This is a genomic window from Streptomyces sp. NPDC087440, from assembly GCF_044744005.1.
Lineage (GTDB): Bacteria > Actinomycetota > Actinomycetes > Streptomycetales > Streptomycetaceae > Streptomyces.
The window spans coordinates 276,138-297,976 of the sequence record NZ_JBIUXN010000009.1 but is presented as its reverse complement, the minus strand read 5'-3'; the positions used below and the strand labels follow the sequence as shown (position 1 = coordinate 297,976).

Below are 21,839 nucleotides of genomic sequence, written 5' to 3'. Positions count from 1 at the left end.
TTCGCCCTTCCCTTCCGGTTGCGCGCTTTGCCGGTGCAACCGGAACGTGGCCCTCGGACGTCGTACGTGCATACGATCCCCGGGCCGCCGGGGCACGTGGGTGCGGACGCGGTGGACGTGTTGGGCGGGGAGGGCGGGGCAGGCGTGGGTCCGATGGGACGAATGAGACGAAGGGTGACCGGTGTGCTCGCGGTGGCGGTCGCGGCTGCGCTGCTGACCGTGGGTGGCCCCGGGGTCGGCGCCGCGGACGCGGCGGCGGCCTCGTGCGCGGGGACACGTGTCAAGACGTACGGGTTCGCGACCGGGGAGGTCCGCGTCCACCGGAACGGCTCCTACGTGTGCGCCACGACGGTCGCCAAGCGGTCGGGCGTGCGGCAGCAGATGCGGGTCAGCGTGCAGGCGCGGGGGAGCCGGGCGGCGGTCGACTCGGGGACGTACACCCGGCACGCGGGGCCGGTGACGGTGTACGCGAAGGCCCGGTGCGTGCGGGTGGAGGGGTCGGTGGCCGGGAGGGGGACGGCGTCGGGCTGGATTCTGTGCTGAGGGTGGGGCCGGGGAGGGGGCCCGGGGGCCTTGGATTCTTCGGTGGGGTTGTTGGAGTCTTGCGGGTCCGGTGAACTTCCCTGGTGACAAAGGGGTTTGCGGGACACTAGGTTCCCCCTGTTGTCCGTGTGCCGACAGGGGAGTGGTTCATGCGCAAGACGATGCGGGGCGTGGTTGCGGGAGCGGTGCTCATAGGCACCGTCGGAGCGACCGGGGGTGCGGTCCAGGCGGCGCCCGCCGAGCCGAGACCCGCCGCCCGGCCGGCCGCCGCCGACATCAAGGACCGCATCCTCGCGATACCGGGCATGAGCCTGATCGAGGAGAAACCGGTCAACGGCTACCGCTTCTTCGTGCTGAACTACACGCAGCCCGTGGACCACGCCCGCCCCTGGAAGGGCACCTTCCAGCAGCGTCTGACGATCCTGCACAAGGACGTGAACCGGCCCAGCGTCTTCTTCACCAGCGGCTACGACCTCTACACCAACCCCTCGCGCAGCGAGCCGACCCGGCTGGTCGACGGCAACCAGGTGTCCCTGGAGTACCGCTTCTTCACCCCGTCCCGCCCGCAGCCCGCCGACTGGTCCAAGCTGGACATCAAGCAGGCCGCCGACGACCAGCACCGCGTCTTCACCGCGCTGAAGAAGATCTACGGCAAGAAGTGGCTGGCCACGGGCGGCTCCAAGGGCGGCATGACCGCCACGTACTACGAGCGCTTCCACCCCCGCGACATGGACGGCGTCGTCGCCTACGTCGCCCCGAACGACGTGAACAACCGCGAGGACTCGGCGTACGACCGCTTCTTCCGCACCGTCTCCACCAAGGAGTGCCGCGACAAGCTCAACGCGGTGCAGCGCGAGGCCCTCGTACGGCGCGGCCCGCTCACCGACAGACTGAAGAAGTGGGCGGCGGAGAACAAGGCCACCTTCCGCACCGTCGGCAGCCTCGACAAGTCCTACGAGTCCTCCGTGCTCGACTTCGTCTGGGCGTTCTGGCAGTACAGCGACGAGGCCGAGTGCGCCGACGTCCCCGCCGCGAACTCCTCCGACGAGGTCATCTACAACTACATCGACGCCAAGTCCCCGTTCGAGTCCTACACCGACCAGGGCCTGGACCCGTACACGCCGTACTACTACCAGGCGGGCACCCAGCTCGGCGCGCCCCAGTACACCTACCCCCACCTCAAGGGCCTGATGAAGTACGGCCCCGACTACTTCCAGCCGCGCGCCTTCGTGCCGCGCGAGATCAACATGAAGTGGCAGGACGGCGTCATGAAGGACGTCGACCGCTGGGTGAACCGCAACGCGCAGCGGATGATGTACGTGTACGGGGCCAACGACCCGTGGGGTGCGGAGCGTTTCCGTCCCGCGCGGGGCGGCGACAACGCCGTCTACACCGTGCCGGGCGCCAACCACGGCGCGAGCATCTCCGGCCTGCCCGTCGGCGAGCGGGCCGCCGCCACCGCACAGATCCTCAAGTGGGCCGACGCCGCACCCGCCGCCGTCCAGGCCGACCCGTCGAAGGCCAAGCGCCTCACCGCGTACGACGCGGCCCTCGACCGGACGGAGCTGAACCGGGAGCAGTCGCTGCGCCCGTGATCCCTCACACGGGACGGGCGCACCCCACCGGCTCCCCGCCGCCCAGCTGCACATACAGCCGGGTGGCGGGAGGGCAGTCGGGGCGGGCGTCCACGGCACGGCTGACCCGGTACTCCGGGGAGCGCTTGCCCGAGCCGTCGCACGGGGTCTCCTTCACCTGGCCGCCGCCCGCCCCGTACAGGCAGTCCCCGACGATCGTGTGCGGGCCGCCGCCACCGCCGGGGTCGCCCGGGTGCGGGGCGACGAGGTTGCGCATGCAGGCGTAGCCGCGCGGGACGGCGCCGTCGCCGTTCTCGTCGCCCTTCGCGTCCTCGGGCGGGCGCGACTCGGAGATGTGCAGGACGAAGTCGGTGGTGGCGGGGCACGAAGGGCCGTTCCCCGCCTGCCCGTTGTAGCGTGCGGTCACCTTCGCGGCGGCGCGCTCGCTGCCGCAGGAGACCTCCCGGGGAGTCTTCCCGTACGAACTGCACTCCCGTACGTCGAGGAAGACCGCCCCGTAGCCGGACGGGGTGGCGGGCAGCGAGTCGACGGCCCGCGTCGGACCGTCGCCGTCGAACGGGTTCTGGCAGCCGGTGAGCGCGGCGGCGGCCAGCACTGCGGCCGCCAGCCCCCGCGAAACGATCCCCGTCCCCCGCGAAACGATCCCCGATCCCCGCAGAGCGATCCCCGACCCCCGCAGAACGATCCCCGATGTCGTGCGCATGCAGCATCCCCCCGATACTCCGCACCTTGGCCCAGCCTGACCCGTACCGGCGGGCGCACGCCAGGCTCACGGAAGTGATTACGTCGTACGAGGCACGCGGTGGGGCATTGCGGCCCCCGGGAGCGACCCTGTGTTCGACCACTTCCGTCACTTTGTGCGCCCGCCGTCACTCCCGTACCGATTCCCGGAAAACCATGAAATCCCGGGAACCCGGTCGCGGCCCGCTCCGTCCAATCGCCGTACTGCTGGTGAGTCTCCGCAGAGCGGTGTCGGCCCACGCTGCTGGCTGCGTTCGCTGACTCCCCTCTCCAACCGCCTGCGGCCAGCAGCACGGCCGTCACCGGTGCGCCCCCCTGACGAATGCGCCGGTGGCGGCCCCCTTCGTATCGCCCCCGGAATCCCCAACTCCGCTGCGCTGCACGGCTCTTGACGGGTACTTACTTTCAGGGAAGCGTGACCCCGCTGGAAGTTTCCGTCAAGGACCGACGCGTCCGTCGAAGGCTTCATGGAGGGGTACCGCGATGCCTGAGAACACCTTCGAGCCATCCCGCCGCACGCTGCTGGGGGCGAGCGCCGCCGCAGTGGCCGCCGCCGTCACGTCCGTCGCTCCCGTCGCCGCCGCCGAACGGCCCGCCGCATACTCCGACGCCCGGCTCAGACGGTTCGTCTCCGGCATGACGCTGGAGGAGAAGGTCGGACAGCTCTTCGTGATGCGGGTGTACGGGCACTCCGCGACCGCCCCCGACCCGGCGGACGTCGAGGCGAACCTCAAGGAAATGGGGGTGCGCACCGCCGCCGAGCTGATCGCGAAGTACCACCTCGGCGGGATCATCTACTTCGCCTGGGCGCACAACACCCGCGACCCGCACCAGATCGCCGACCTCTCCAACGGCATCCAGCAGGCGGGGTTGGCCGAACGGCACCGCATACCGCTGCTGATATCCACCGACCAGGAACACGGCATCGTCGCCCGCGTCGGCAAGCCCGCCACCCTGATGCCGGGGGCGATGGCACTCGGCGCGGGGGCCTTCCGGCGGGGCACCCGGGACGCCCGCGAGGCCGCCCGGATCGCCGGGGCGGAACTCCTCGCCCTCGGCATCCGGCAGAACTACGCGCCGGACGCGGACGTCAACGTCGACCCGGCGAACCCGGTGATCGGGGTGCGCTCCTTCGGGTCGGAGCCGAAGGCGGTGGCGGGGCTGGTCGCGGCGCAGGTCGCGGGCTATCAGGGTGCCGGGATCGCCACCGCCGCCAAGCACTTCCCCGGGCACGGCGACACCAAGGACGACAGCCACGACCAGCTCCCGCACATCGACCACACCCGGGCGGAGTGGGAGGCCCTGGACGCCCCGCCCTTCCGGGCCGCGATCGCCGCCGGAATCGACTCGATCATGACGGCGCACATCGTGGTGCCCTCGCTGGACCCTGCGGAGGACCCGGCCACGCTGTCCCGGCCGATCCTGACCGGGGTGCTGCGGGAGCAGTTGGGGTACCGGGGCGTGGTCGTGACGGACTCGCTGGGGATGCAGGGGGTGCGCACCAAGTACGGGGACGACCGGGTGCCGGTCCTTGCCCTGAAGGCGGGCTGCGACCAGCTGCTGAACCCGCCGAACCTGGCGGTGGCGTGGAACGCGGTGCTGGCGGCGGTCAAGGGGGGCGAGCTGAGCGAGGCGCGGCTCGACGAGTCCCTCCTGCGGATTCTGCGGCTGAAGGCGCGGCGGGGGCTCTTCGAGCGGCCGTACGTCACGCATCGGGGGGTTGACCGGGTGGTCGGCGTGCGTTCTCACCTGGCGGCGGCGGACCGGATCGCGGACGCGACGACGACGGTGCTGGTGAACGAGGGCGGGGTGCTGCCGCTGTCCCGGCGCAGGCATCGGCGGGTGCTGGTCGTGGGGGTCGACCCCGCATCGCCGTCGGGGACGACGGGGCCGCCGACGGCCGTACTGGCGCGGGTGCTGGGGGAGTTGGGGTTCGCGGCGACGGCCCTGTCCACGGGCTCGGCGCCCGCTCCCGCGAAGATCGCCGAGGCGGTGGCGGCGGCGCGGGCGGGTGCGGACGTGGTGCTGGTCGCGACGCGGAACGTCACCGGTGCGAGTGCGCAGCGGACGCTGGTGGGGGAGTTGGCGGCCACCGGGGTGCCGGTGGTCACGCTGGCTCTGCAGAATCCGTACGACGTGGCCCAGTTGACGGGGGTGGGGGCCAGGGCTCACGTGGCGGCGTACTCCTGGACGGATGTCGAGATGGGGGCGGCGGGGAGGGTCTTGGCGGGGCGGGTTCGGCCTTCGGGGCGTTTGCCGGTGCCGGTGCAGAGGGCGGACGATCCGGCGGAGGTGCTCTTTCCGGTGGGGCACGGGTTGCGGTACTGACGGGGGGCCGGGGGGGCGGGGTTTGCTGCGGCGGGGCCCTGGTGTGTGCCGTGCCCGGCACCGGGGTTGCCTGCGGCGCTCGCCCCGGTCCCGCCCCTTCACCTAAAGCGCTTGGCCGCGCGGCTGGGTGGGGGGCTGGTGTTTTGCGCAGTTCCCCGCGCCCCTTTCAGGGGCTCGTTTCGGCTCCCGGAACGTTATCCCTGCGCTCCCTCCCATTGGCCCCGCAGCACCCGTACCGTCTCGCGGATCCCCGGGCGTTGTGCCGCGCCCGTGCGCCACACCGCGTAGATCCGCCGTACCGGCATCGGGGACAGGCCCACCGGTACCACGCCCTCCGGCAGGATGCCCCTGCCCAGGCGGGGGATCATCGCCACTCCCAGGCCCGCGCCCACCAGCGCGACCTGCGTCTGGTGTTCCTCCGCCCGGTGGGCCACGTCCGGTTCGCAGCCCGCCGCCCGCAGCATCCGCATCAGCCAGTCGTGGCACACCGTCCCCGGCGGCTGGCAGATCCACCTCTCCGCCGCCAGTTCCTCGGGGCGTACGTCCGTGCGGCCCACCAGCCGGTGGGCCGCCGGGACGAGGAGGTCGCAGAGGTCCTCGCCGATCAAGGTCTGCTCCACGCCCTCCGGCGCGGGCAGCGGCGCGATGTCCCAGTCGTGGGCGACCGCCAGGTCGAGGACGCCCTTCGCGACCAGGTCCACCGACAGGTGCGGGTCGACTTCCGTCAGGCGGACGTCCAGGGCGGGGTGGCGGCCGGCCAGTTCCGCCAGTGCTCCCGGCAGCAGACCCCGGGCCGCCGACGCGAAGGCCCCGACCGTCAGGCGTCCGGTCGGCAGGCCCCGGCGTTCCTCCAGGGCCGTCTCGGCGCGCTCGACGATAGTCAGCAACTGCTGGGCGGTGGTGGCGAGTTGGAGTGCCTCGTCGGTCAGGGCGACGCCCCGGCCGCGCCGCTCCACCAGCTTCGTGCGCGTCTCCCGTTCCAGCTTCGCGATCTGCTGGGAGACCGCCGACGGGGTGTAGCCGAGCGCGGTCGCCGCGCCCGCCACCGAGCCGTGCACCGACACCGCGTGCAGCGCACGCAGCCTCGCGAGATCGAGCATCACACACACCCCTCATTCGACAGCGTTGCTTCATCCCACCATGAAGAAATCCGCGCTGGTGCTAAAGGGTCCCATCCGGAGACGCTGTGTGTCATGCCCCCGCACACCGCCGTGTCCCCACGCACCTCCCTGTCCCCGCACACCTCCATGCGCCCCGCCCACATCGGCCTGGCCGTGGTCGTCGCCGCCGTCTGGGGGGTCAACTTCGTCGTCATCGAGGTCGGCCTCTCCCACTTCCCGCCGCTTCTCTTCTCCGCCCTGCGCTTCCTGGCCGCAGCCCTGCCCGCCGTGTTCTTCGTGGGGCGGCCCAAGGTGGCCTGGAAGTGGATCATCGGGGTCGGACTGGCCCTCGGCGTCGGCAAGTTCGGGCTGCTGTTCGTCGGGATGGACCAGGGGATGCCCGCTGGTCTGTCCTCCCTGGTCCTCCAGGTGCAGGCCGTCTTCACCGCCCTGATCGCGCTGGCCGCACTCGGCGAGGGCCTCACCCGTACGAAAGTCATCGGCATGGCCGTGTCCCTCGCGGGCATCGGCGTCGCCGCCTACGACGAAGGGGCGAGCGGGCCCGTCCTCGCCTTCGTCCTCGTGATCGCGGCCGCCGCCTGCTGGGGCGTCTCCAACGTCCTCACCCGCCGCGCCGCCGCCCCCGACCCCCTCAACTTCATGGTCTGGGTCTCCGCCGTTCCGGTCCTCCCGCTCCTCGCCCTGTCCCTCCTCTTCGAGGGCTGGGACCGCGACGTGGCCGCCCTCGCGGCCCTCGACTGGGCGGGCGTCGGCATCATCCTGTACGTCGCCTGGATCGTGACCGTCTTCGGGTTCGGGGCGTGGGGCTTCCTGCTCGCCCGCCACCCCGCCTCCTCGGTGGCCCCCTTCACCCTCCTCGTGCCCGTCTTCGGCATGACGTCCGCCGCGCTCCTGCTCGGCGAGCAGGTGAGCGTGCTGCGGTGGGTGGCGGCGGCCCTCCTGGTCGGCGGGGTGGCCCTCGCCCAGTTCCGGTTCCGGGTCAGGCGGCCGACGCCCGCAGCGCCAGGAACTCCCGTCCCGCCACCAGCAGCCCCGGCAGCTCCGCGGCCTCCGGGTACCACCGCTTCTCGTACTCCCAGCACACCCACACATCAGCCCCACTGACCTGCGCCAGGCACTCCTCCAGCGGCAGCACCCCGCTCCCCAGCGCGAGCGGGGTGGTGTCGTCGGCGGACGCGATGTCCTTCACCTGTACGTAGCCGAGGTGCGGGGCGAGCACACCGTGCGAGGTGACGGGGTCCTCGCCGCCCAGCCAGGTGTGCATGACGTCCCAGAGGATTCCGACGTTCTTGTGGCCGACGGCCGCCACGACGCGGGCCGCGTCCACGCCCGCCCGGTGCGAGTCGTGCGTCTCCAGCAGGATGCGTACGCCGTACTCGTCCGCGGTCTCGGCCGCCGCCCCGAGCCGCCGTGCCGCCCGCCCGTCGCCGCCCGCCACGTCCTCGCCCGCCCCGGGGAAGACCCGTACGTACGGAGCGCCCAGGTCCCGTGCCAGCTCCAACAGCCCCCGGATCTCCTCCAGTACGGGTGCGTCCTCGCCGGGAGCGGCGACCTTCGCGTACCCGGCGACCGTCAGGATCTCGACCCCCGCGGCGGCGAACGTCTCCACCACCTCCGCGCGCTCCTTCGCCCCGATCCCAGGGTGCACCGGCTCCTCCGGGTGCGCGCGCAGCTCCACCCCCTGGAACCCGCACGCCCCCGCCAGCGCGACGACTTCCGACATGGGCATTCCGGGCACCCCGAGGGTGGAAAAGGCGAGCTTCACCGTGCGACAACTCCTTCGTGACGTGTGCGTGGTGGTACGTGTTCGTGGTGCTGCGTGTGCTGCGTGTGCTGCGTGTGCTGCGTGTGCTGCGTGTGCGAGGACCGCGACCCGCACATCATCGGCCGCGGTCATCCCTCCCCGGTACCCCTGTCCGCGGGCCGGAACCGCCCGCACCCCGCGCCGCCGCGTAGCCCCGGTCCGTACGGGGCAGGGAACCGCCATGACCCCTACCGCACCCACGCCCTGGCAATTCACCGACTCCCGGGGGCAGTTGGTGACCGCACCGGCCCGCCCCGCCCGTATCGCCGCCTACATCCAGGCGGGCGCCACGCTCTACGATCACGGCCTGCGCACCGCCGGAATCTTCGGCTCCTACCACGACGGCCCCACCCCCGACCCCGCCAAATCGGGCAGCCTGCCGCTCTCCGGCCTCGCCTACTTCGGCGCGGGCCAGGCCCTGGACCCCGACGCGGTCCTCGCCGCCGGAATCGACCTCCTGGTCGCCGTCAGCTACGGCGGCAGTGCCGTCTACGGCATGGAGCCCGACACCGCCAAGCACCTCGAACAGCACATCCCCACCGTCGTCCTGGACATCGGCCAGGGCCGCTCCCTCGCCGAGGTCCGCGACTCCTTCCACACCCTCGCCGAGTCCCTCGGCAGCACGGAACCCCCGGAGGCCGCGCACGCCCTGGCCGACGCCCAGGCCAAGCTGAAGTCGCTGATCAGCCCCACCACCCCGGCCCTCCTCGCGCTCTCCCCGGCCGACGCCACCGACGTCCACCTGGCCCGCCCGCACGCCTGGCCCGACCTGCGCGCGCTCACCGCCCTGGGCGTCCCCCTCCTCGACCCGCCCCCGGAGGGCGGCGCGAACTGGTCGACGGTCCCGTGGGACCGCGCCGCCGACCTCGCCCCGAAACTGGCCCTCACCGACATCCGGGCCAACGCGGCCCCCTTCGACCCGGCCCCCTTCGGCCCGGACCTCCGGGTCATCCCCTGGAACCCGGAACTCCCGGCCAGCGCCACGTCCCACACGGCCTTCTTCGAGTCCATCGCCGAAGCCCTCCACGAGTCCTGAAGCAAGCCGCCCCTTCAGGGGCGCGGGGAACTGCGCGAGCAACCAAACAACAAGCCGCGCGGCAAGCGCTTTAGGTGAAGGGGCGGGACAGGGGCACAAACCGGGGGCCCGGGGGCAGCGCCCCCGGCAGTAACAACAACCCCCCACCCACCCGCACAGAAACCCCATGGATCATGGACCTCGCGCGACGCACCAACCCCGCCAGGAGGCCCCCATGTCCCGCCCCATCACCCTCATCACCGGCGGCAGCCGCGGCATCGGGGCCGCCACCTGCCTGCGCCTCGCCGCCGACGGCCACGACATCGCCCTCACCTACGTACGGGACGAGCCCGCCGCCGAGGCGACCGCCGAAGCCGTCCGCAAGACCGGCGCCCGCGCCCTCGTCGTCCGGGCCGACACCTCCCACGAGCCCGACGTCGACCGCCTCTTCGACACCGTCGCCGCCGAACTCGGCCCCCTCACCGGCCTGGTCAACAACGCCGGCGTCACCGGAAGGCTCAGCCCCCTCGCCGACGCCTCCACCGACGACCTCCGCGCCGTCCTCGACGTCAACGTCCTGGGCACCCTGCTCTGCTGCCGCCGCGCGATCCGCGACATGACGGCCCACCGCACCCCGGGCGCCATCGTCAACGTCTCCTCCGGGGCCGCCACCCTCGGCAGCCCCGGCGAGTACGTCCACTACGCCGCCTCCAAGGCCGCCGTCGACACCATCACCCTGGGCCTGTCCAAGGAACTGGGCCCCGACGGCATCCGCGTCAACGGCGTCGCCCCCGGCCTCGTCGACACCGACATGCACGCCACCATGGGCGACCCGGACCGCCCCGCCCGGATGGCCCCCGCCATCCCGCTGCGCCGGGCGGGCGAGGCCGCCGAGATCGCGGCGGGCATCGCCTGGCTCCTGTCGGCGGACGCCTCGTACACGACGGGGACGGTCCTGCGCATCGCGGGCGGCCGCTGACCCACCCCGGCAGGGTCCTACGCGGCGACGTCCACCCCGTACCCCCGGGCCAGCTCCCCGAGCCCGTGGTCGTAGCCCTGGCCCACCGCCCGGAACCGCCACGCGCCCGCCCGCCGGTAGAACTCGCCCAGCAGCAGGGTCCGTTCGGTGGTCGCCGCGTCCAGAGTGGCGCGGGCGAGCGTCGCCTCGCCGCCGCCCAGGGACGCCGCGATCTGGAGCGGACCGACGTCGCCGAAGGTCGCCTCGCCGTCCACGGCGGCGGCCACCACCACCCGGTGCGCGGACGGCGGCAGGGCCGCCAGGTCGGCGGCGACGGTCTGCTCGGTGGGCCCGTCGGTGAGCAGCCGCACGGTGCCCGCCGGGTTCTCCGGGGCCCCGAAGAACACGAAGTCCTCGTCGAAGGAGACCTGTTCGTCGTCGTCCAGCACGAAGGCGACCACGTCGATCTCGCACACCGTCCGCGACCCCCAGGTGGCGGTCACGGCCAGCGGCGTCCCCGCCCGCAGCGCGGGCAGGTCCATCACCCCGCCCCTCGGCATGATCAGCGGCGCGGCCGGGCGGGAGGCCGAGCCCGGGGCGTACGCGGGGATCGGCCCGTCCAGCCACTCCTGGGCGTGCGTGGGCACGGCGAGCGTCTCGATCCGCTTCATCCGCCGGTCCTTCTCGCCACCCGCCAGCACGACCACGTCGGTCACGCTCGCGGAGAGGTTCACCGCCGCCGAACCGCCCAGCTCCACCACCCGGGTCCGGCAGGCGGCGGCCTCCGGGTGCGTCCCGCCCAGCACGAGCACCCGCCGCCCGGCGAGCGGCCCGACCGGGCGGGGAGCCCGAGCGGGCCGGGCGGGCCCGGACCCCTGGGCCTGCGACGGCACGAGGCCGGGCGCGGCGGGCGCGGGCGCTCCGTCCGATCCGGGCAGGGCCTCTTCCCGTACGGAGCCCCCTTCTTCCCGTACGGAGTCCACGCCGCCCCCCGCCGGGCCCGACTCCCACGCGGGTGCGGGTTCCCCCGGGCGCGCCGTGCTCCACGCCTGCGGGGCCGGGGCCACGGGGGACGGGGCCGCAGCCGCCCACGCGGGAGCCGCCGCGCCGCCGCCCGCCCGGGCACCGTCGGCCCCGTGCCGGGTGCCCTCCCGCACGTCCCCCAGCAACCGCAGGAACGTGCTCTCGTCGATCACCGGCACCCCCTCGGCCAGCGCCCTGCGCGCCTTCGCCGAGCCCGAGGCCGTGTCGTTGGTGACCAGCGCGCTGGTGTGCCCGCTCACCGACGTCATGACGTTCAGCCCGGCGGCCACCGCCCGCGCCACCAGCTCCGCGCGCGCCGTCGCGGTCTCGCCCGTGACCGCCACCTTCATGCCCTGCACCAGCGGCCCGCCCTGCCCCATCCGCCCCGGATTGCGGTACGCGCACGGGGTCTTGGGCGGCTGCGGGGCGAACGCGGTGTCCTGCCGGGGCGGGCACGCCACCAGCGGCAGCGGCAGGTCCAGTGCAGCCGCCTGCGCCAGGGACGCCCGCAGGATGCCGGTCAGCACCCGGGTGTCGTCCAGCGCGTCGTGCGCCCGCTGCTGCGGCACGCCGTAGTGGGCGGCCAGCGTGCCCAGCTTCAAGTCGTCGGTGGGCGGGTCGAGCTGGCGGTTGAGGGAGAGGGTGCACAGCCGCTGGGCGACCGGCAGCCACAGCCGCGCCCTGGCGAACTCGTGCGCCAGGAAGTCGTAGTCGAACTGGGCGTTGTGCGCGACCATCACCCGGTCCTGGAGCAGCGCCCCGATCCGCCCCGCGACCTCGCCGAACCTCGGCGCCCCGCGCAGCCGCTCCGGCGTCAGCCCGTGGACCTCGACGGGCCCGGGGTCGCACCCGGGGTCGAGCAGCGTCGTGAACTCTCCGGTCTGCCGCCCGGCCGCGTCCAGCGTGATCACCGCGATCGACAGCACCCGGTCCCGGCGGGCCACCAGCCCCGACGTCTCGACGTCCACCAGGGCCCATTCGCGCGCGTACTCCGGCAGGGAGGGCATGCGGGTGTCGAGAGGTGAGGGAGGGGTGAAGGTCATGAGGAGAAGGATGGAGTGACACGGGGGAGCTCTCAAGCGGAACGGCGGTTTACCCCCTTTGTGTGGCCATGTTCACGTGCGGAGGCCGGGGTGCACGCACGGAGGGCGGGCCGGAGGTCCCGTCCTCCGGGGACTTCCGGCCCGCCCTCGTCACGTCGCCGCCCTGCGCCAGGCCCTCAGCCGAGCCAGCCCTCCCGCTCCGCCTTCAGCGCGTCGTCCGTGACCACCGTCTCCGTGTCCCACACCCGCGTCGCGCGCGCCTCACGCGTGTAGCGCGGCCAGTCGGCGCCCGGGTCCAGGTCGCGGACGAAGCCCACCCACGCACCGTGCATCGCGTCCGCGAGCCGCTGCGGCGGGTTCGGGCCCGCAACCTCGGTGACGTTCTCCGCGTCCAGCGCGTCGAAGGCGAACGGCAGGTCGAGGCAGTGGAAGGCCTGGCCCCGCATCGGCCCCTCGGCGCCCGACAGCCACCGGAACTCGTAGAGCCAGGTGGGAAGTTCGCGCGCCGCACGCCCCTCCGCGATGGTGAGGTTGGGCCTGCGGAAGATCACGTCGGTGAGGCCGGGGACGCCCATGCCGTCGAACTCGTGCCGGGTGAAGCCCAGCATCAGGGGCTTCTCGTCCGCCCCCGTGCCGCCGTCGGTGAGCACCCCGGTGACGGGTTCCGGGATCAGGTCGCCGTCCGCGAAGGGCGCGGTCAGCAGCATCTGGGCCAGGCCGCCCTCGCGGTCCGTACCGGGGGCGTTCAGGGCGTCCTGGTGGGCGTAGAGCTCGTCGTACGAGACGTCCCGCAGCGCCTTCGCGGTCGCCGGGACGCCGGTGCGGGCGGTGAACAGCCCGGCGACGGCGTGGCCCTGCGCCCGGTCCTGCGGCTGCATCACCGCGCCGGACACCGATATCGCCGCCCGGAAGAGGCTCCGGGCGGACGGGGTGGCCAGCAGCGTCTGCACGGCGCCGCCGCCCGCGGACTGCCCGGCGATCGTGACCTTCGCCGGGTCGCCGCCGAACGCGGCGATGTTGTCCCGCACCCACTCCAGGGCGGCGATCCAGTCGCGTACACCACGGTTGTCGGGGGCGTCCGACAGGTGCAGGAAGCCCTCGACGCCGAGCCGGTAGCCCAGCGAGACGAGCAGGACGCCGTCCCGGTTGAAGGTGGCGCCGTCGTACCAGGGACTGGCCGCCGACCCGGCGACGTACCCCCCGCCGTGAATCCACACCAGCACGGGGAGCCCGCCCTCCTCGGGGGCCTGCTCGGCGCGCGGGGTGAAGACGTTCAGGTTGAGGACGCCCGCGCCGGGGATCGTCGGCTCGGGGATGATCGTCACGTCCGCGAACGGCTTGCGCTGCGCGGTCGGGCCGTACGCGGTGGCGTCCAGCGGCTCCGTCCACGGCTCGGGCGGCACGGGCGCGGCGAAGCGCAGGTCGCCGACCGGCGGCTGGGCGTACGGGATGTTCAGGAAGCGGTCGCCGGACGGGCGGCGTTCGCCGCGTACCGGGCCGCGGGTGGTGGTGACGAGGGGGTGGTGGTCGGTCATGACCGGCTCCAAAGGGGTGGTGCGGAGGAGGAAGTGGCCCGCGTACGCGGTTACTTGACGCTCTTGATGGGGCGGACGGCGACCGCGCCGAGCAGGACCACGACGATCGCGTAGACGAACAGCACGTGGTAGCCGGGCACCTTGTTCGCCCCCTCGGAGAAGGCGCCGATGATCCAGGCGCCGACCATCGGGCCCAGCGCCTGTGGGACGTTGGTGGCGATGTTGAGGATGCCGAGGTCCTTGCCCGCGTCGCTGCCCGAGGGGAGCACCTCGGTCATCAGCGCCATGTCCAGGGACATGTACGTGCCGAAGCCGATGCCCGCGAGGACCGCGTACGCGTACATGCCGCCCGCCGTCGGGCTGATCAGCGGGACCGCGCAACCGGCCGCCAGGACGACCGAGGACGCCATCACGAAGACCTTGCGGCGGCCGGTGCGGTCGGAGATCCGGCCGGCCGGGATCGAGGCGACGAGCGCGCCCGCCATGGTGAGCAGGGCCATCACGGTCTGCACGTGGTTGACATCGTCGCCCTTGAGGCCGACGTAGTCGGTGAGCGCGTACCGCTGGTAGGAGAAGATCCCCCAGTACCCCAGGATGAAGACGACGCGGGCCAGGAACGCCCAGGCGAAGTCGGGGTGCCTGCGCGGCGAGATCCAGAAGCCCTTGAGGAAGCCGCTCCAGGAGAACGGCTCGACCGGCGCGGTCGACTGCCGGTCCTTGTTGACCAGGAGGAAGGCCAGGGTCACGACCAGGACGAGGGCGGCGATGACGGCGTAACCGGTGCTGAAGCGGGTCGCGAAGCTGGTGGCGATCAGTACGCCGAAGGTGGCGCCGACCTGGCTGCCGATGCCGACGGCGGCGGAGCAGACGCCGAAGCGCTCGGGGGCGACCCGGTCGGCCATGATCGCGGTGAGCGGGGCCTGCACCATGTTCAGCAGCACCTGGGCGGCGACCCACAGCACCGTCAGCCACAGCAGCGAGGACGCCTGCCTGAGCGCGACCAGCGCAATCACCGAGGCGACCGCGCCCAGCGCCATCCACGGGCTGCGGCGGCCGAAGCGGCTGCGGGTGCGGTCGCTCATCGCCCCGACGATCGGCTGGACGAACAGGGTGACGATCGACGACACCATGGTCACCGTCGCCAGGCTGGCTTCCTTGGTGTCCGGGGCGATCTGCTCGACCTGGATCGGGAGCAGGACGCCCAGCAGTCCGGAGTAGGCGATGTAGAGGGTGGTGAAGCCCGCGAACATCGACCACAGCAGGGTCGTGCTCTGCGCCGCGGAGAGGTCGGGAGCGGACGGCGCGGAGGCCGGGGGCCGCGGGGCGGGAGCCGTCGGCGAGGACTGGGCGGACATGTGCTGCCTCTCGTGGAGCGTGCACCGGCCGGGGCGGCCGGTCGACCGGCTTCCTTGTCGGTCTGGGCGGGAGGCGCTTGCGGCACGACCCTGCTCACCAGCAGATTCCGGCCACGGTTCATTTATGTCAAGGGTTGAAATAAAACGTGTGACCGTCCCCACGTCCTCGCCCTGCCCTCCCCTTTTCCTCAGCCCCTTTGGGCGGCGGGGCGCCCCCCCGGGGGCAAGGGGGCGGCCCCTCCCGCTCCCGGCCCACCCGGGTGCCGCCCCTGCCCAAGCGCCTGCACGGGCCGCGCCCCGCGCCAGAGCCCCGGACCACCCCGCCCCGCGCGGCCCGAGGCACAATCGGCGGGTGCCGAACACCGCCCCCGCCCCTGCCCCCGTCGACTCCGCCTCCGTGCGTCGGCACAACCTCGCCCTCGTACTCCGGCACATCGCCGCGCACGGGCCCTCCTCCCGCAGTCGTATCGCCGCCGCCGTCGGGCTCGTCCCCGCGTCCGTCACCGGCCTGGTCGCCGATCTGGCCGCCCGAGGGCTCGTGCAGGAGGAGGTCGGCGGGCCCGGGGGAGGGCGGGGGCGCCCCAGCCGGCCCGTGCGGCTCGTCCCCGAACGCGTGCTGGCCATCACCGTCCAGATCACCCTGGAGCAGCTCCGCGCCCAGGTCACCGACCTCGCCGGGACGGTCGTCACCCGCGCCACCACCCCCCACCGCGTACCGCACGGCGACCCCGAGGCCCTGGCCCGCGCCGTCGCGGCCGTCGTGCGCGACGCCGAGACCGACGCCCGGTCGGTGCCCGGCGCCCTGCTCTCCCGCGTGGTCGTCGCGATGGCGGGCCCGGTCACCTCCGACGCCTCGCACACCGTCATGGCCGCCACCGACTTCGGCTGGCGGGCCCCCGTGGACCTCGGCGCGCTCATCGCCGCCGAACTCCCCGCGCTGGACTGCCCGTTGGAGGTCATCAACGACGCCAACGCCGCCGCCCTCGCCGAGTACCAGGCCCTGGCCGCCGACCGCACCCACCCGCCCCGCGGCCTCGCCTACCTGAAGGCGGACACCGGTGTCGGCGGCGGCCTGGTCGTGGACGGCCGCATCCAGGACGGCAGTCACGGCGTCGCCATCGAACCCGGCCACCTGCCCCTCGCCCTCGACGGCCCGCCCTGCGCCTGCGGGGCACGGGGCTGCCTCGCCGTCTTCGCGGGCCCCGAACCGCTGTTGACGGCGGCGGGGCTCGCCGACACGCTCCGTACGCAGGGCAAGGACGCGGCACTCGCCGCCCTGGACCGGGCCCTGCACGCCGACGACCCCGCCGCCCACCGGGCGCTGCGCGGGGCGGGTGAGGCGGTGGGGGCGGCCGTCCTCGGCATGGTGACGCTGCTGGACGTCGAAGAGATCGTGCTGGGCGGCTACTTCGCCGACTGGTACCGGTGGCTGGCCCCCGCCATCGACACCCGCCTCGCGGGCCGCCGGGCCCTCGCGGCCCCGTGGATGCCGCGCCTCACCCCCGGCGTCCTGGGCGACACCGCGACCCTGCGCGGGGCGGCCGCCCTCGCCCGCGAATCCACCCTGAACGACCCCAGCACGGTCCCGCCCCTGTGACCCGCCCCGCCTGCTAGCCGGGCACCCCCGTCGACCCCCGCACCACCACCTCCGCCGGGACCACCTCCACGCCGCCCGCCGCATGCACCCCGGCGGCCAGGGCCCCCGCCCTCGCCCCCGCCTCGTACAGCGGCAGCCGCACCGTCGTGAGGGCCGGTACCGCGTCCGTCGCCGAGGGCAGGTCGTCGAAACCGGCCACCGACAGGTCCTGGGGAATCCGCAGCCCCCGCTCCCGGGCCTCCGCGCACACCCCGAGCGCGATGGTGTCGTTGGCCGCGACGACCGCCGTCAAGTCCGGTGCGGCGGCGAGGAGTTCACGGGCCCCGGCCCGCCCGGTAGCCCGGTCGTACGACCCGTGCACCACCAGCGCCGGATCATCCGCGACCCCCGCCGCGGCGAGCGCCTCCCGGTGCCCCTCCAGCCGGTGCCGGGTCGTCGTCCGCTCGGCGGGCCCGGCGACGTAACCGATCCGTGTGTGACCGAGCGCGAGCAGGTGCTCGGTGAGGCGGCGCGCCCCGGCCCGGTTGTCGAAGGAGAGCGTGGCGTGGACGGACGCGGACGCGGAATCGGCCCCGCCCAGCGCCGGCCGCCCGCACAGCACGATCCGTGTGCCCGCCTCCGCCAGCCGGGCCAGCTTCGCCGCGACCGCCGCCGAGTGCTCCGCGTCCTCGATCGCGCCACCGGTGAGGATCACGGCGGCCGCGCGCTGACGCTGGAGGAGGGTGAGATAGGTGAGCTCGCGGGCGGGAGAGCCGCCCGTGTTGCAGACGACGGCGAGGCGCTCCGCATTCGTCCGCACCGGAGCCGAGCCGTCCGCGGGGGCGTTGAGATGCGCCTGCGCCGCGCCCGCCATGATGCCGAAGAAGGGGTCCGCGATGTCGTTGACCAGAATGCCGACCAGGTCGGACGTGGCGGCGGCGAGGGCGCTGGCCGGGCCGTTCACCACGTAGTCCAGCTCCGAGACCGCGCGCAGGACACGCTCGCGGGTGGCCGCCGCCACCGGGTAGTTGCCGTTCAGCACCCGGGACACCGTCGCCGGGGACACGCGGGCGTGGGCCGCCACGTCCGCCAAGGTCACCGTCATCGCGCAACCCTCGCCCGTGCCCTCATCCGCGTACTCGTCCGCGTACTCGTCCGCGTACTCATGCGTGCCCTCATCAGTCCGACCCCGTTCATCCGGTCACCGATTCCCTCTGGTCGGCCTCCGGGTCTTGTCGCGCCGCCGTGCACAGGTTAGCTTCTTGGCTCACAGCGTATAGAAAGCGCTTTCTACGCGGAAGTGGCCGGACTGCTCGGCCGTACGAAGGGGACTGACGTGACACGCAAGACAGTGCGGATCGCCATGAACGGCGTCACCGGGCGCATGGGCTACCGCCAGCACCTCGTACGGTCCATCCTCGCGATCCGCGAGCAGGGCGGCCTCGACCTCGGCAACGGCGACGTCCTGTGGCCCGAGCCGGTCCTGGTCGGCCGCCGCGAGCACGCCCTGCGCGCGATGGCCGAGCAGCACGGCCTCGAGGAGTGGTCCACGGACCTCGAATCCGTCCTCGCCGACGACTCGATCGACATCTACTTCGACGCGCAGGTCACCTCGGCCCGCGAGGACGCCCTGAAGCAGGCGATCGCCGCCGGAAGGCACATCTACACCGAGAAGCCGACCGCCACCGGCACCGAAGGCGCCCTGGAGCTGGCCCGCCTCGCCCGCGCCGCCGGGATCAAGCACGGCGTCGTCCAGGACAAGATCTTCCTCCCCGGCCTGCTCAAGCTGAAGCGCCTCATCGACGGCGGCTTCTTCGGCGACATCCTCTCCGTCCGGGGCGAGTTCGGCTACTGGGTCTTCGAGGGCGACTGGCAGGAGGCCCAGCGCCCCTCCTGGAACTACCGCGCCGAGGACGGCGGCGGCATCGTCGTCGACATGTTCCCGCACTGGGAGTACGTGCTGCACGAGCTCTTCGGCCGCGTCACCTCCGTCACCGCCCAGGTCGCCACGCACATCCCCGAGCGCTGGGACGAGAACGGCAAGCCCTACCCCGCCACCGCCGACGACTCCGCGTACGGCATCTTCCAACTGGAGGGCGGAGCGATCGCCCAGATCAACTCCTCCTGGTCGGTGCGCGTCAACCGTGACGAACTGGTCGAGTTCCAGGTCGACGGCACCCACGGCTCCGCCGTCGCGGGCCTGCGCAACTGCCGCGTCCAGCACCGCTCGGCCACCCCCAAGCCGGTCTGGAACCCCGACCTCCCCGTCACGGAATCCTTCCGCGACCAGTGGCAGGACGTCCCCGACAACGCGGTCTTCGACAACGGCTTCAAGGCCCAGTGGGAGCTCTTCCTGCGCCACGTCGTCCTCGACGAGCCCTACACCTGGGACCTCCTGGCGGGCGCACGCGGCGTCCAGCTCGCCGAGCTCGGCCTCAAGTCCTCGGCCGAGGGCCGCCGTTACGACGTCCCGGAGCTGAACCTGTGAGCACGCCGAACCCGCCGGTGGCGGGCGGGCGCACCTGCCCGCACCCCACGTCGTCCCCCGCGCGCAAGCGCGGCGTACTGGAGCTGAACCTGTGAGCACGCTGATACTCCCCGGTGCCGGTGGCGGGACTTTCTCGTACACCCCGCGCACCGAGCCCTCCTTGTACGTCGCCGGGGGCAGCCCCCTCGTCTCCCGTACGGTCTTCTCCGCCGCCCACGTGGTCGCGGACCCGTACGCCGACACGAGCCCCGACTCCCCGGTGGCCGTCGACTGGGACGCCACCCTCGCCTTCCGCCGGCACCTGTGGTCGCACGGCCTGGGCGTCGCCGAGGCGATGGACACCGCCCAGCGCGGCATGGGCCTGGACTGGGCCGGCGCGGCGGAGCTGATCGCCCGCTCGGCCGCCGAGGCGAAGTCGGTCGGCGGAGCGATCGCCTGCGGAGTCGGTACGGACCAACTCCCGCCCGGTGCCCACGACCTGGCGACGGTCACCGCCGCGTACGAGGAGCAGCTCGCCCTCGTCGAGTCCACCGGCGCACAGGCCATCCTGATGGCCTCCCGCGCTTTGGCCGCCGCAGCCGACGGCCCCGAGGACTACCTCGCCACCTATGCCCACCTCCTGCGCCAGGCCTCGGAACCGGTCGTCCTGCACTGGCTGGGCCCGATGTTCGACCCCGCCCTGGAGGGCTACTGGGGCTCGTCCGACCTGGACGCGGCGACCGAGACGTTCCTGGCGGTCATCGCCGCCCACCCCGACAAGGTCGACGGCATCAAGGTGTCCCTCCTCGACGCCCAGCGCGAGATCGACCTGCGCCGCCGCCTGCCGGAAGGCGTGCGCTGCTACACGGGCGACGATTTCAACTACCCCGAGCTGATCGCGGGCGACGAACGCGGCTTCTCCCACGCCCTGCTGGGCATCTTCGACCCCCTGGGCCCGCTGGCGGCCGAGGCGGTCCGCGTCCTCGACACGGGTGACGTGGCCGCCTTCCGCGAGCTCCTCGACCCGACCGTCGAACTCTCCCGCCACCTCTTCCAGACCCCCACCCGCTTCTACAAGACGGGCGTCGTTCTCCTCGCCTGGCTGGCGGGCCACCAGTCCCACTTCACGATGGTCGGCGGCCTCCAGTCCGCCCGCTCCCTGCCGCACCTGGCCCGCGCCTACCAACTCGCGGACGGAGTGGGCCTGTTCCCAGACCCCGCCCTCGCCGCGTCCCGCATGCGCTCCCTGCTGACCGTCCACGGAGTACCCCAGTGACGACCCCCGACCTGACCCGCCTCAGCATCAACCAGGAGACCATCAAGCAGTGGTCCCTGGAGGAACTGGCCACCGGCTGCACGGCCACGGGCATCTCCCACGTCGGCCTGTGGCGGGCCCCCGTCCAGGAGTACGGAGTCGAACGCGCCGCCAAGCTGATGCGGGAGTCGGGCCTGACCGTCACCAGCCTGTGCCGGGGCGGCTTCCTCACGGCCACCGACCCGGAGCTGCGCGCCGCCGCCCTGGACGACAACCGCCGGGCGATCGACGAGGCGGCGACCCTGGGCACGGACACCCTCGTCCTGGTCTCCGGCGGACTGCCCACCGGCGAACGGGACTTGACCGCCGCCCGCGAACGCATCGCCGACGCCCTGGCGGTCCTCGCCCCCTACGCGTCCGAGCGGGGCGTCCGCCTCGCCATCGAGCCCCTGCACCCGATGTTCGCCTCGGACCGCTGCGTGGTCTCGACCCTGGGCCAGGCCCTGGACCTGGCCGAACGCTTCCCCGCGACCCAGGTCGGCGTGGTCGTCGACACGTACCACATCTGGTGGGACGACCAGGCCCCCGCGCAGATCGCCCGTGCGGCCTCGACCGGCCGTATCCACTCCTTCCAGGTGGCGGACTGGATCACCCCGCTCCCGGCGGGTGTCCTGCTCGGCCGGGGCCAGCTCGGGGACGGCAGCGTCGACATGCGCGCCTTCCGTGAACTCGTTGATGCGACGGGCTTCACGGGGCCGATCGAGGTCGAGATCTTCAACGAGGCGCTCTGGGCCCGCCCGGGGGCGGAGGTCCTTGCGGAGGTCGCGGTCCGATTCGCGGAGCACGTGCTCTGACGTACGGCTGTACGAGTGTGACTCGCATCCCCGGTAGTGGCCGCTACCGGGGAGTGCGGGGCGTTGTGGGTGTGCGGGCGAGGTTCCGGGGCGGGACGGGGCCCGGGGCGGGGGTGCGGGTCAGATCCCGGAGCAGGGGTGGGCCGGGGGCGGGGGTGCGGGTGAGATCCCGGAGTGGGGTGGGCCCGGATCGGGTGTTGGTGGGGCCGTCCTCTGGACCGGAGTGTGGCGCTTACGGGGAGCCCGTCAAGGGCGCTCCTATCGTCGCGTCGGCTTCGCCGATTTCGCTTCGCTCCACCCTTGACAGTCTCCCCTCCAGCGCAGGTTTCGTTGTGCGGAGGACGGCCGAAAAATGGCCCCGGAGAAGGTCCGGGAAGTGGCCGCCCGCCGCTGCCGGGTACGGGTGCGTGGGTGGGGGCTCCGGGAAACAGCCCGGGTTGCTCGTCGTCCGTCGGTGAGTGGGTGGGGTGTCGGCTATGGGTGGCGGGAGCGTGCGTCTGATGGCTGCCGGTGGGGGTGCGCCGACCTCAATGGGGCTGCTGGCCTGGGCTTTGCGGGTGCGGGCCGCCGTAGGGCCGGTGCTCAAGCTGGTGGCTGATGTGGGTGGGTGGATTCCAGGGAAGTGG

16 protein-coding genes and 1 pseudogene are annotated in these 21,839 nt (G+C 73.2%); 10 read left to right on the top strand and 7 right to left on the bottom strand.

The annotated features are described in order from the left end of the window. The first annotated feature begins 162 nt into the window (after nt 1–162). Both ACIO3O_RS20480 and ACIO3O_RS20475 read left to right on the top strand, forming a co-directional pair. Nucleotides 163–543, top strand: a complete 381-nt coding sequence (locus ACIO3O_RS20480; RefSeq protein ID WP_401747708.1) for a hypothetical protein — start codon at nt 163–165, stop codon at nt 541–543. A gap of 149 nt (nt 544–692) precedes the next feature. Further along, the gene (locus ACIO3O_RS20475) at nt 693–2,138 is read left to right on the top strand and encodes a S28 family serine protease (RefSeq protein WP_401747706.1); all 1,446 of its coding nucleotides are present in this window, start codon (nt 693–695) and stop codon (nt 2,136–2,138) included. 4 nt (nt 2,139–2,142) lie between these two features. Here ACIO3O_RS20475 and ACIO3O_RS20470 read toward each other — a convergent pair whose 3' ends face one another. Continuing rightward, on the bottom strand, nt 2,143–2,745 hold the full coding sequence (locus ACIO3O_RS20470; protein WP_401747745.1) for a hypothetical protein: 603 nt from the start codon (nt 2,743–2,745) through the stop codon (nt 2,143–2,145). A gap of 617 nt (nt 2,746–3,362) precedes the next feature. On the opposite strand from ACIO3O_RS20470, the gene ACIO3O_RS20465 reads away from it, so the two are divergent. Next, nucleotides 3,363–5,207: a glycoside hydrolase family 3 N-terminal domain-containing protein gene (locus ACIO3O_RS20465; RefSeq protein ID WP_401747703.1), complete on the top strand. Its 1,845-nt coding sequence runs from the start codon at nt 3,363–3,365 to the stop codon at nt 5,205–5,207. 194 nt (nt 5,208–5,401) lie between these two features. Here ACIO3O_RS20465 and ACIO3O_RS20460 read toward each other — a convergent pair whose 3' ends face one another. Next, a complete protein-coding gene (locus tag ACIO3O_RS20460; protein WP_401747701.1) occupies nt 5,402–6,307 on the bottom strand; it encodes a LysR substrate-binding domain-containing protein in 906 nt (301 codons plus the stop codon). Between the two features lie 147 nt (nt 6,308–6,454). Here ACIO3O_RS20460 and ACIO3O_RS20455 point away from each other — a divergent pair. Continuing rightward, nucleotides 6,455–7,405, top strand: a pseudogene (locus ACIO3O_RS20455) (EamA family transporter); the annotation flags it as partial. On the opposite strand, the gene ACIO3O_RS20450 reads toward ACIO3O_RS20455, so the two are convergent. Further along, nucleotides 7,308–8,093, bottom strand: coding sequence for a sugar phosphate isomerase/epimerase family protein (locus ACIO3O_RS20450; protein ID WP_401747699.1), 786 nt, complete (start codon nt 8,091–8,093; stop codon nt 7,308–7,310). The pseudogene ACIO3O_RS20455 and the gene ACIO3O_RS20450 sit on opposite strands and share 98 nt — an antisense overlap. Nucleotides 8,094–8,313: 220 nt before the next feature. Here ACIO3O_RS20450 and ACIO3O_RS20445 point away from each other — a divergent pair, with 220 nt between their 5' ends. Then, nucleotides 8,314–9,168: an ABC transporter substrate-binding protein gene (locus ACIO3O_RS20445; protein WP_401747698.1), complete on the top strand. Its 855-nt coding sequence runs from the start codon at nt 8,314–8,316 to the stop codon at nt 9,166–9,168. A 214-nt stretch (nt 9,169–9,382) separates the two neighbouring features. Further along, on the top strand, nt 9,383–10,126 hold the full coding sequence (locus tag ACIO3O_RS20440; RefSeq protein WP_401747696.1) for an SDR family oxidoreductase: 744 nt from the start codon (nt 9,383–9,385) through the stop codon (nt 10,124–10,126). A gap of 17 nt (nt 10,127–10,143) precedes the next feature. On the opposite strand, the gene ACIO3O_RS20435 is transcribed toward ACIO3O_RS20440, so the two are convergent. The 3 genes from ACIO3O_RS20435 to ACIO3O_RS20425 form a co-directional block, all read right to left on the bottom strand. After that, complete coding sequence (locus ACIO3O_RS20435; protein ID WP_401747693.1) at nt 10,144–12,171, bottom strand: TerD family protein; 2,028 nt, start codon at nt 12,169–12,171, stop codon at nt 10,144–10,146. A gap of 176 nt (nt 12,172–12,347) precedes the next feature. Beyond that, nucleotides 12,348–13,706: a carboxylesterase/lipase family protein gene (locus ACIO3O_RS20430; protein ID WP_401747691.1), complete on the bottom strand. Its 1,359-nt coding sequence runs from the start codon at nt 13,704–13,706 to the stop codon at nt 12,348–12,350. A 50-nt stretch (nt 13,707–13,756) separates the two neighbouring features. After that, complete coding sequence (locus tag ACIO3O_RS20425; protein WP_401747690.1) at nt 13,757–15,061, bottom strand: MFS transporter; 1,305 nt, start codon at nt 15,059–15,061, stop codon at nt 13,757–13,759. 352 nt (nt 15,062–15,413) lie between these two features. Here ACIO3O_RS20425 and ACIO3O_RS20420 point away from each other — a divergent pair, with 352 nt between their 5' ends. Beyond that, complete coding sequence (locus tag ACIO3O_RS20420) at nt 15,414–16,658, top strand: ROK family protein (protein ID WP_401747688.1); 1,245 nt, start codon at nt 15,414–15,416, stop codon at nt 16,656–16,658. Between the two features lie 13 nt (nt 16,659–16,671). On the opposite strand, the gene ACIO3O_RS20415 is transcribed toward ACIO3O_RS20420, so the two are convergent. Then, nucleotides 16,672–17,742, bottom strand: coding sequence for a LacI family DNA-binding transcriptional regulator (locus ACIO3O_RS20415; RefSeq protein WP_401747686.1), 1,071 nt, complete (start codon nt 17,740–17,742; stop codon nt 16,672–16,674). 231 nt (nt 17,743–17,973) lie between these two features. On the opposite strand from ACIO3O_RS20415, the gene ACIO3O_RS20410 reads away from it, so the two are divergent. From ACIO3O_RS20410 to ACIO3O_RS20400, 3 genes are all read left to right on the top strand, one after another. Beyond that, the gene (locus ACIO3O_RS20410) at nt 17,974–19,125 is read left to right on the top strand and encodes a Gfo/Idh/MocA family protein (RefSeq protein ID WP_401747683.1); all 1,152 of its coding nucleotides are present in this window, start codon (nt 17,974–17,976) and stop codon (nt 19,123–19,125) included. Between the two features lie 91 nt (nt 19,126–19,216). Then, nucleotides 19,217–20,380 (top strand): dihydrodipicolinate synthase family protein, encoded by a 1,164-nt coding sequence (locus tag ACIO3O_RS20405; RefSeq protein ID WP_401747680.1) that lies wholly within the window; start codon nt 19,217–19,219, stop codon nt 20,378–20,380. Continuing rightward, on the top strand, nt 20,377–21,213 hold the full coding sequence (locus tag ACIO3O_RS20400) for a sugar phosphate isomerase/epimerase family protein (RefSeq protein WP_401747678.1): 837 nt from the start codon (nt 20,377–20,379) through the stop codon (nt 21,211–21,213). Before ACIO3O_RS20405 ends, ACIO3O_RS20400 begins: the two co-directional genes overlap by 4 nt. The last annotated feature ends 626 nt before the right edge of the window (nt 21,214–21,839 follow it).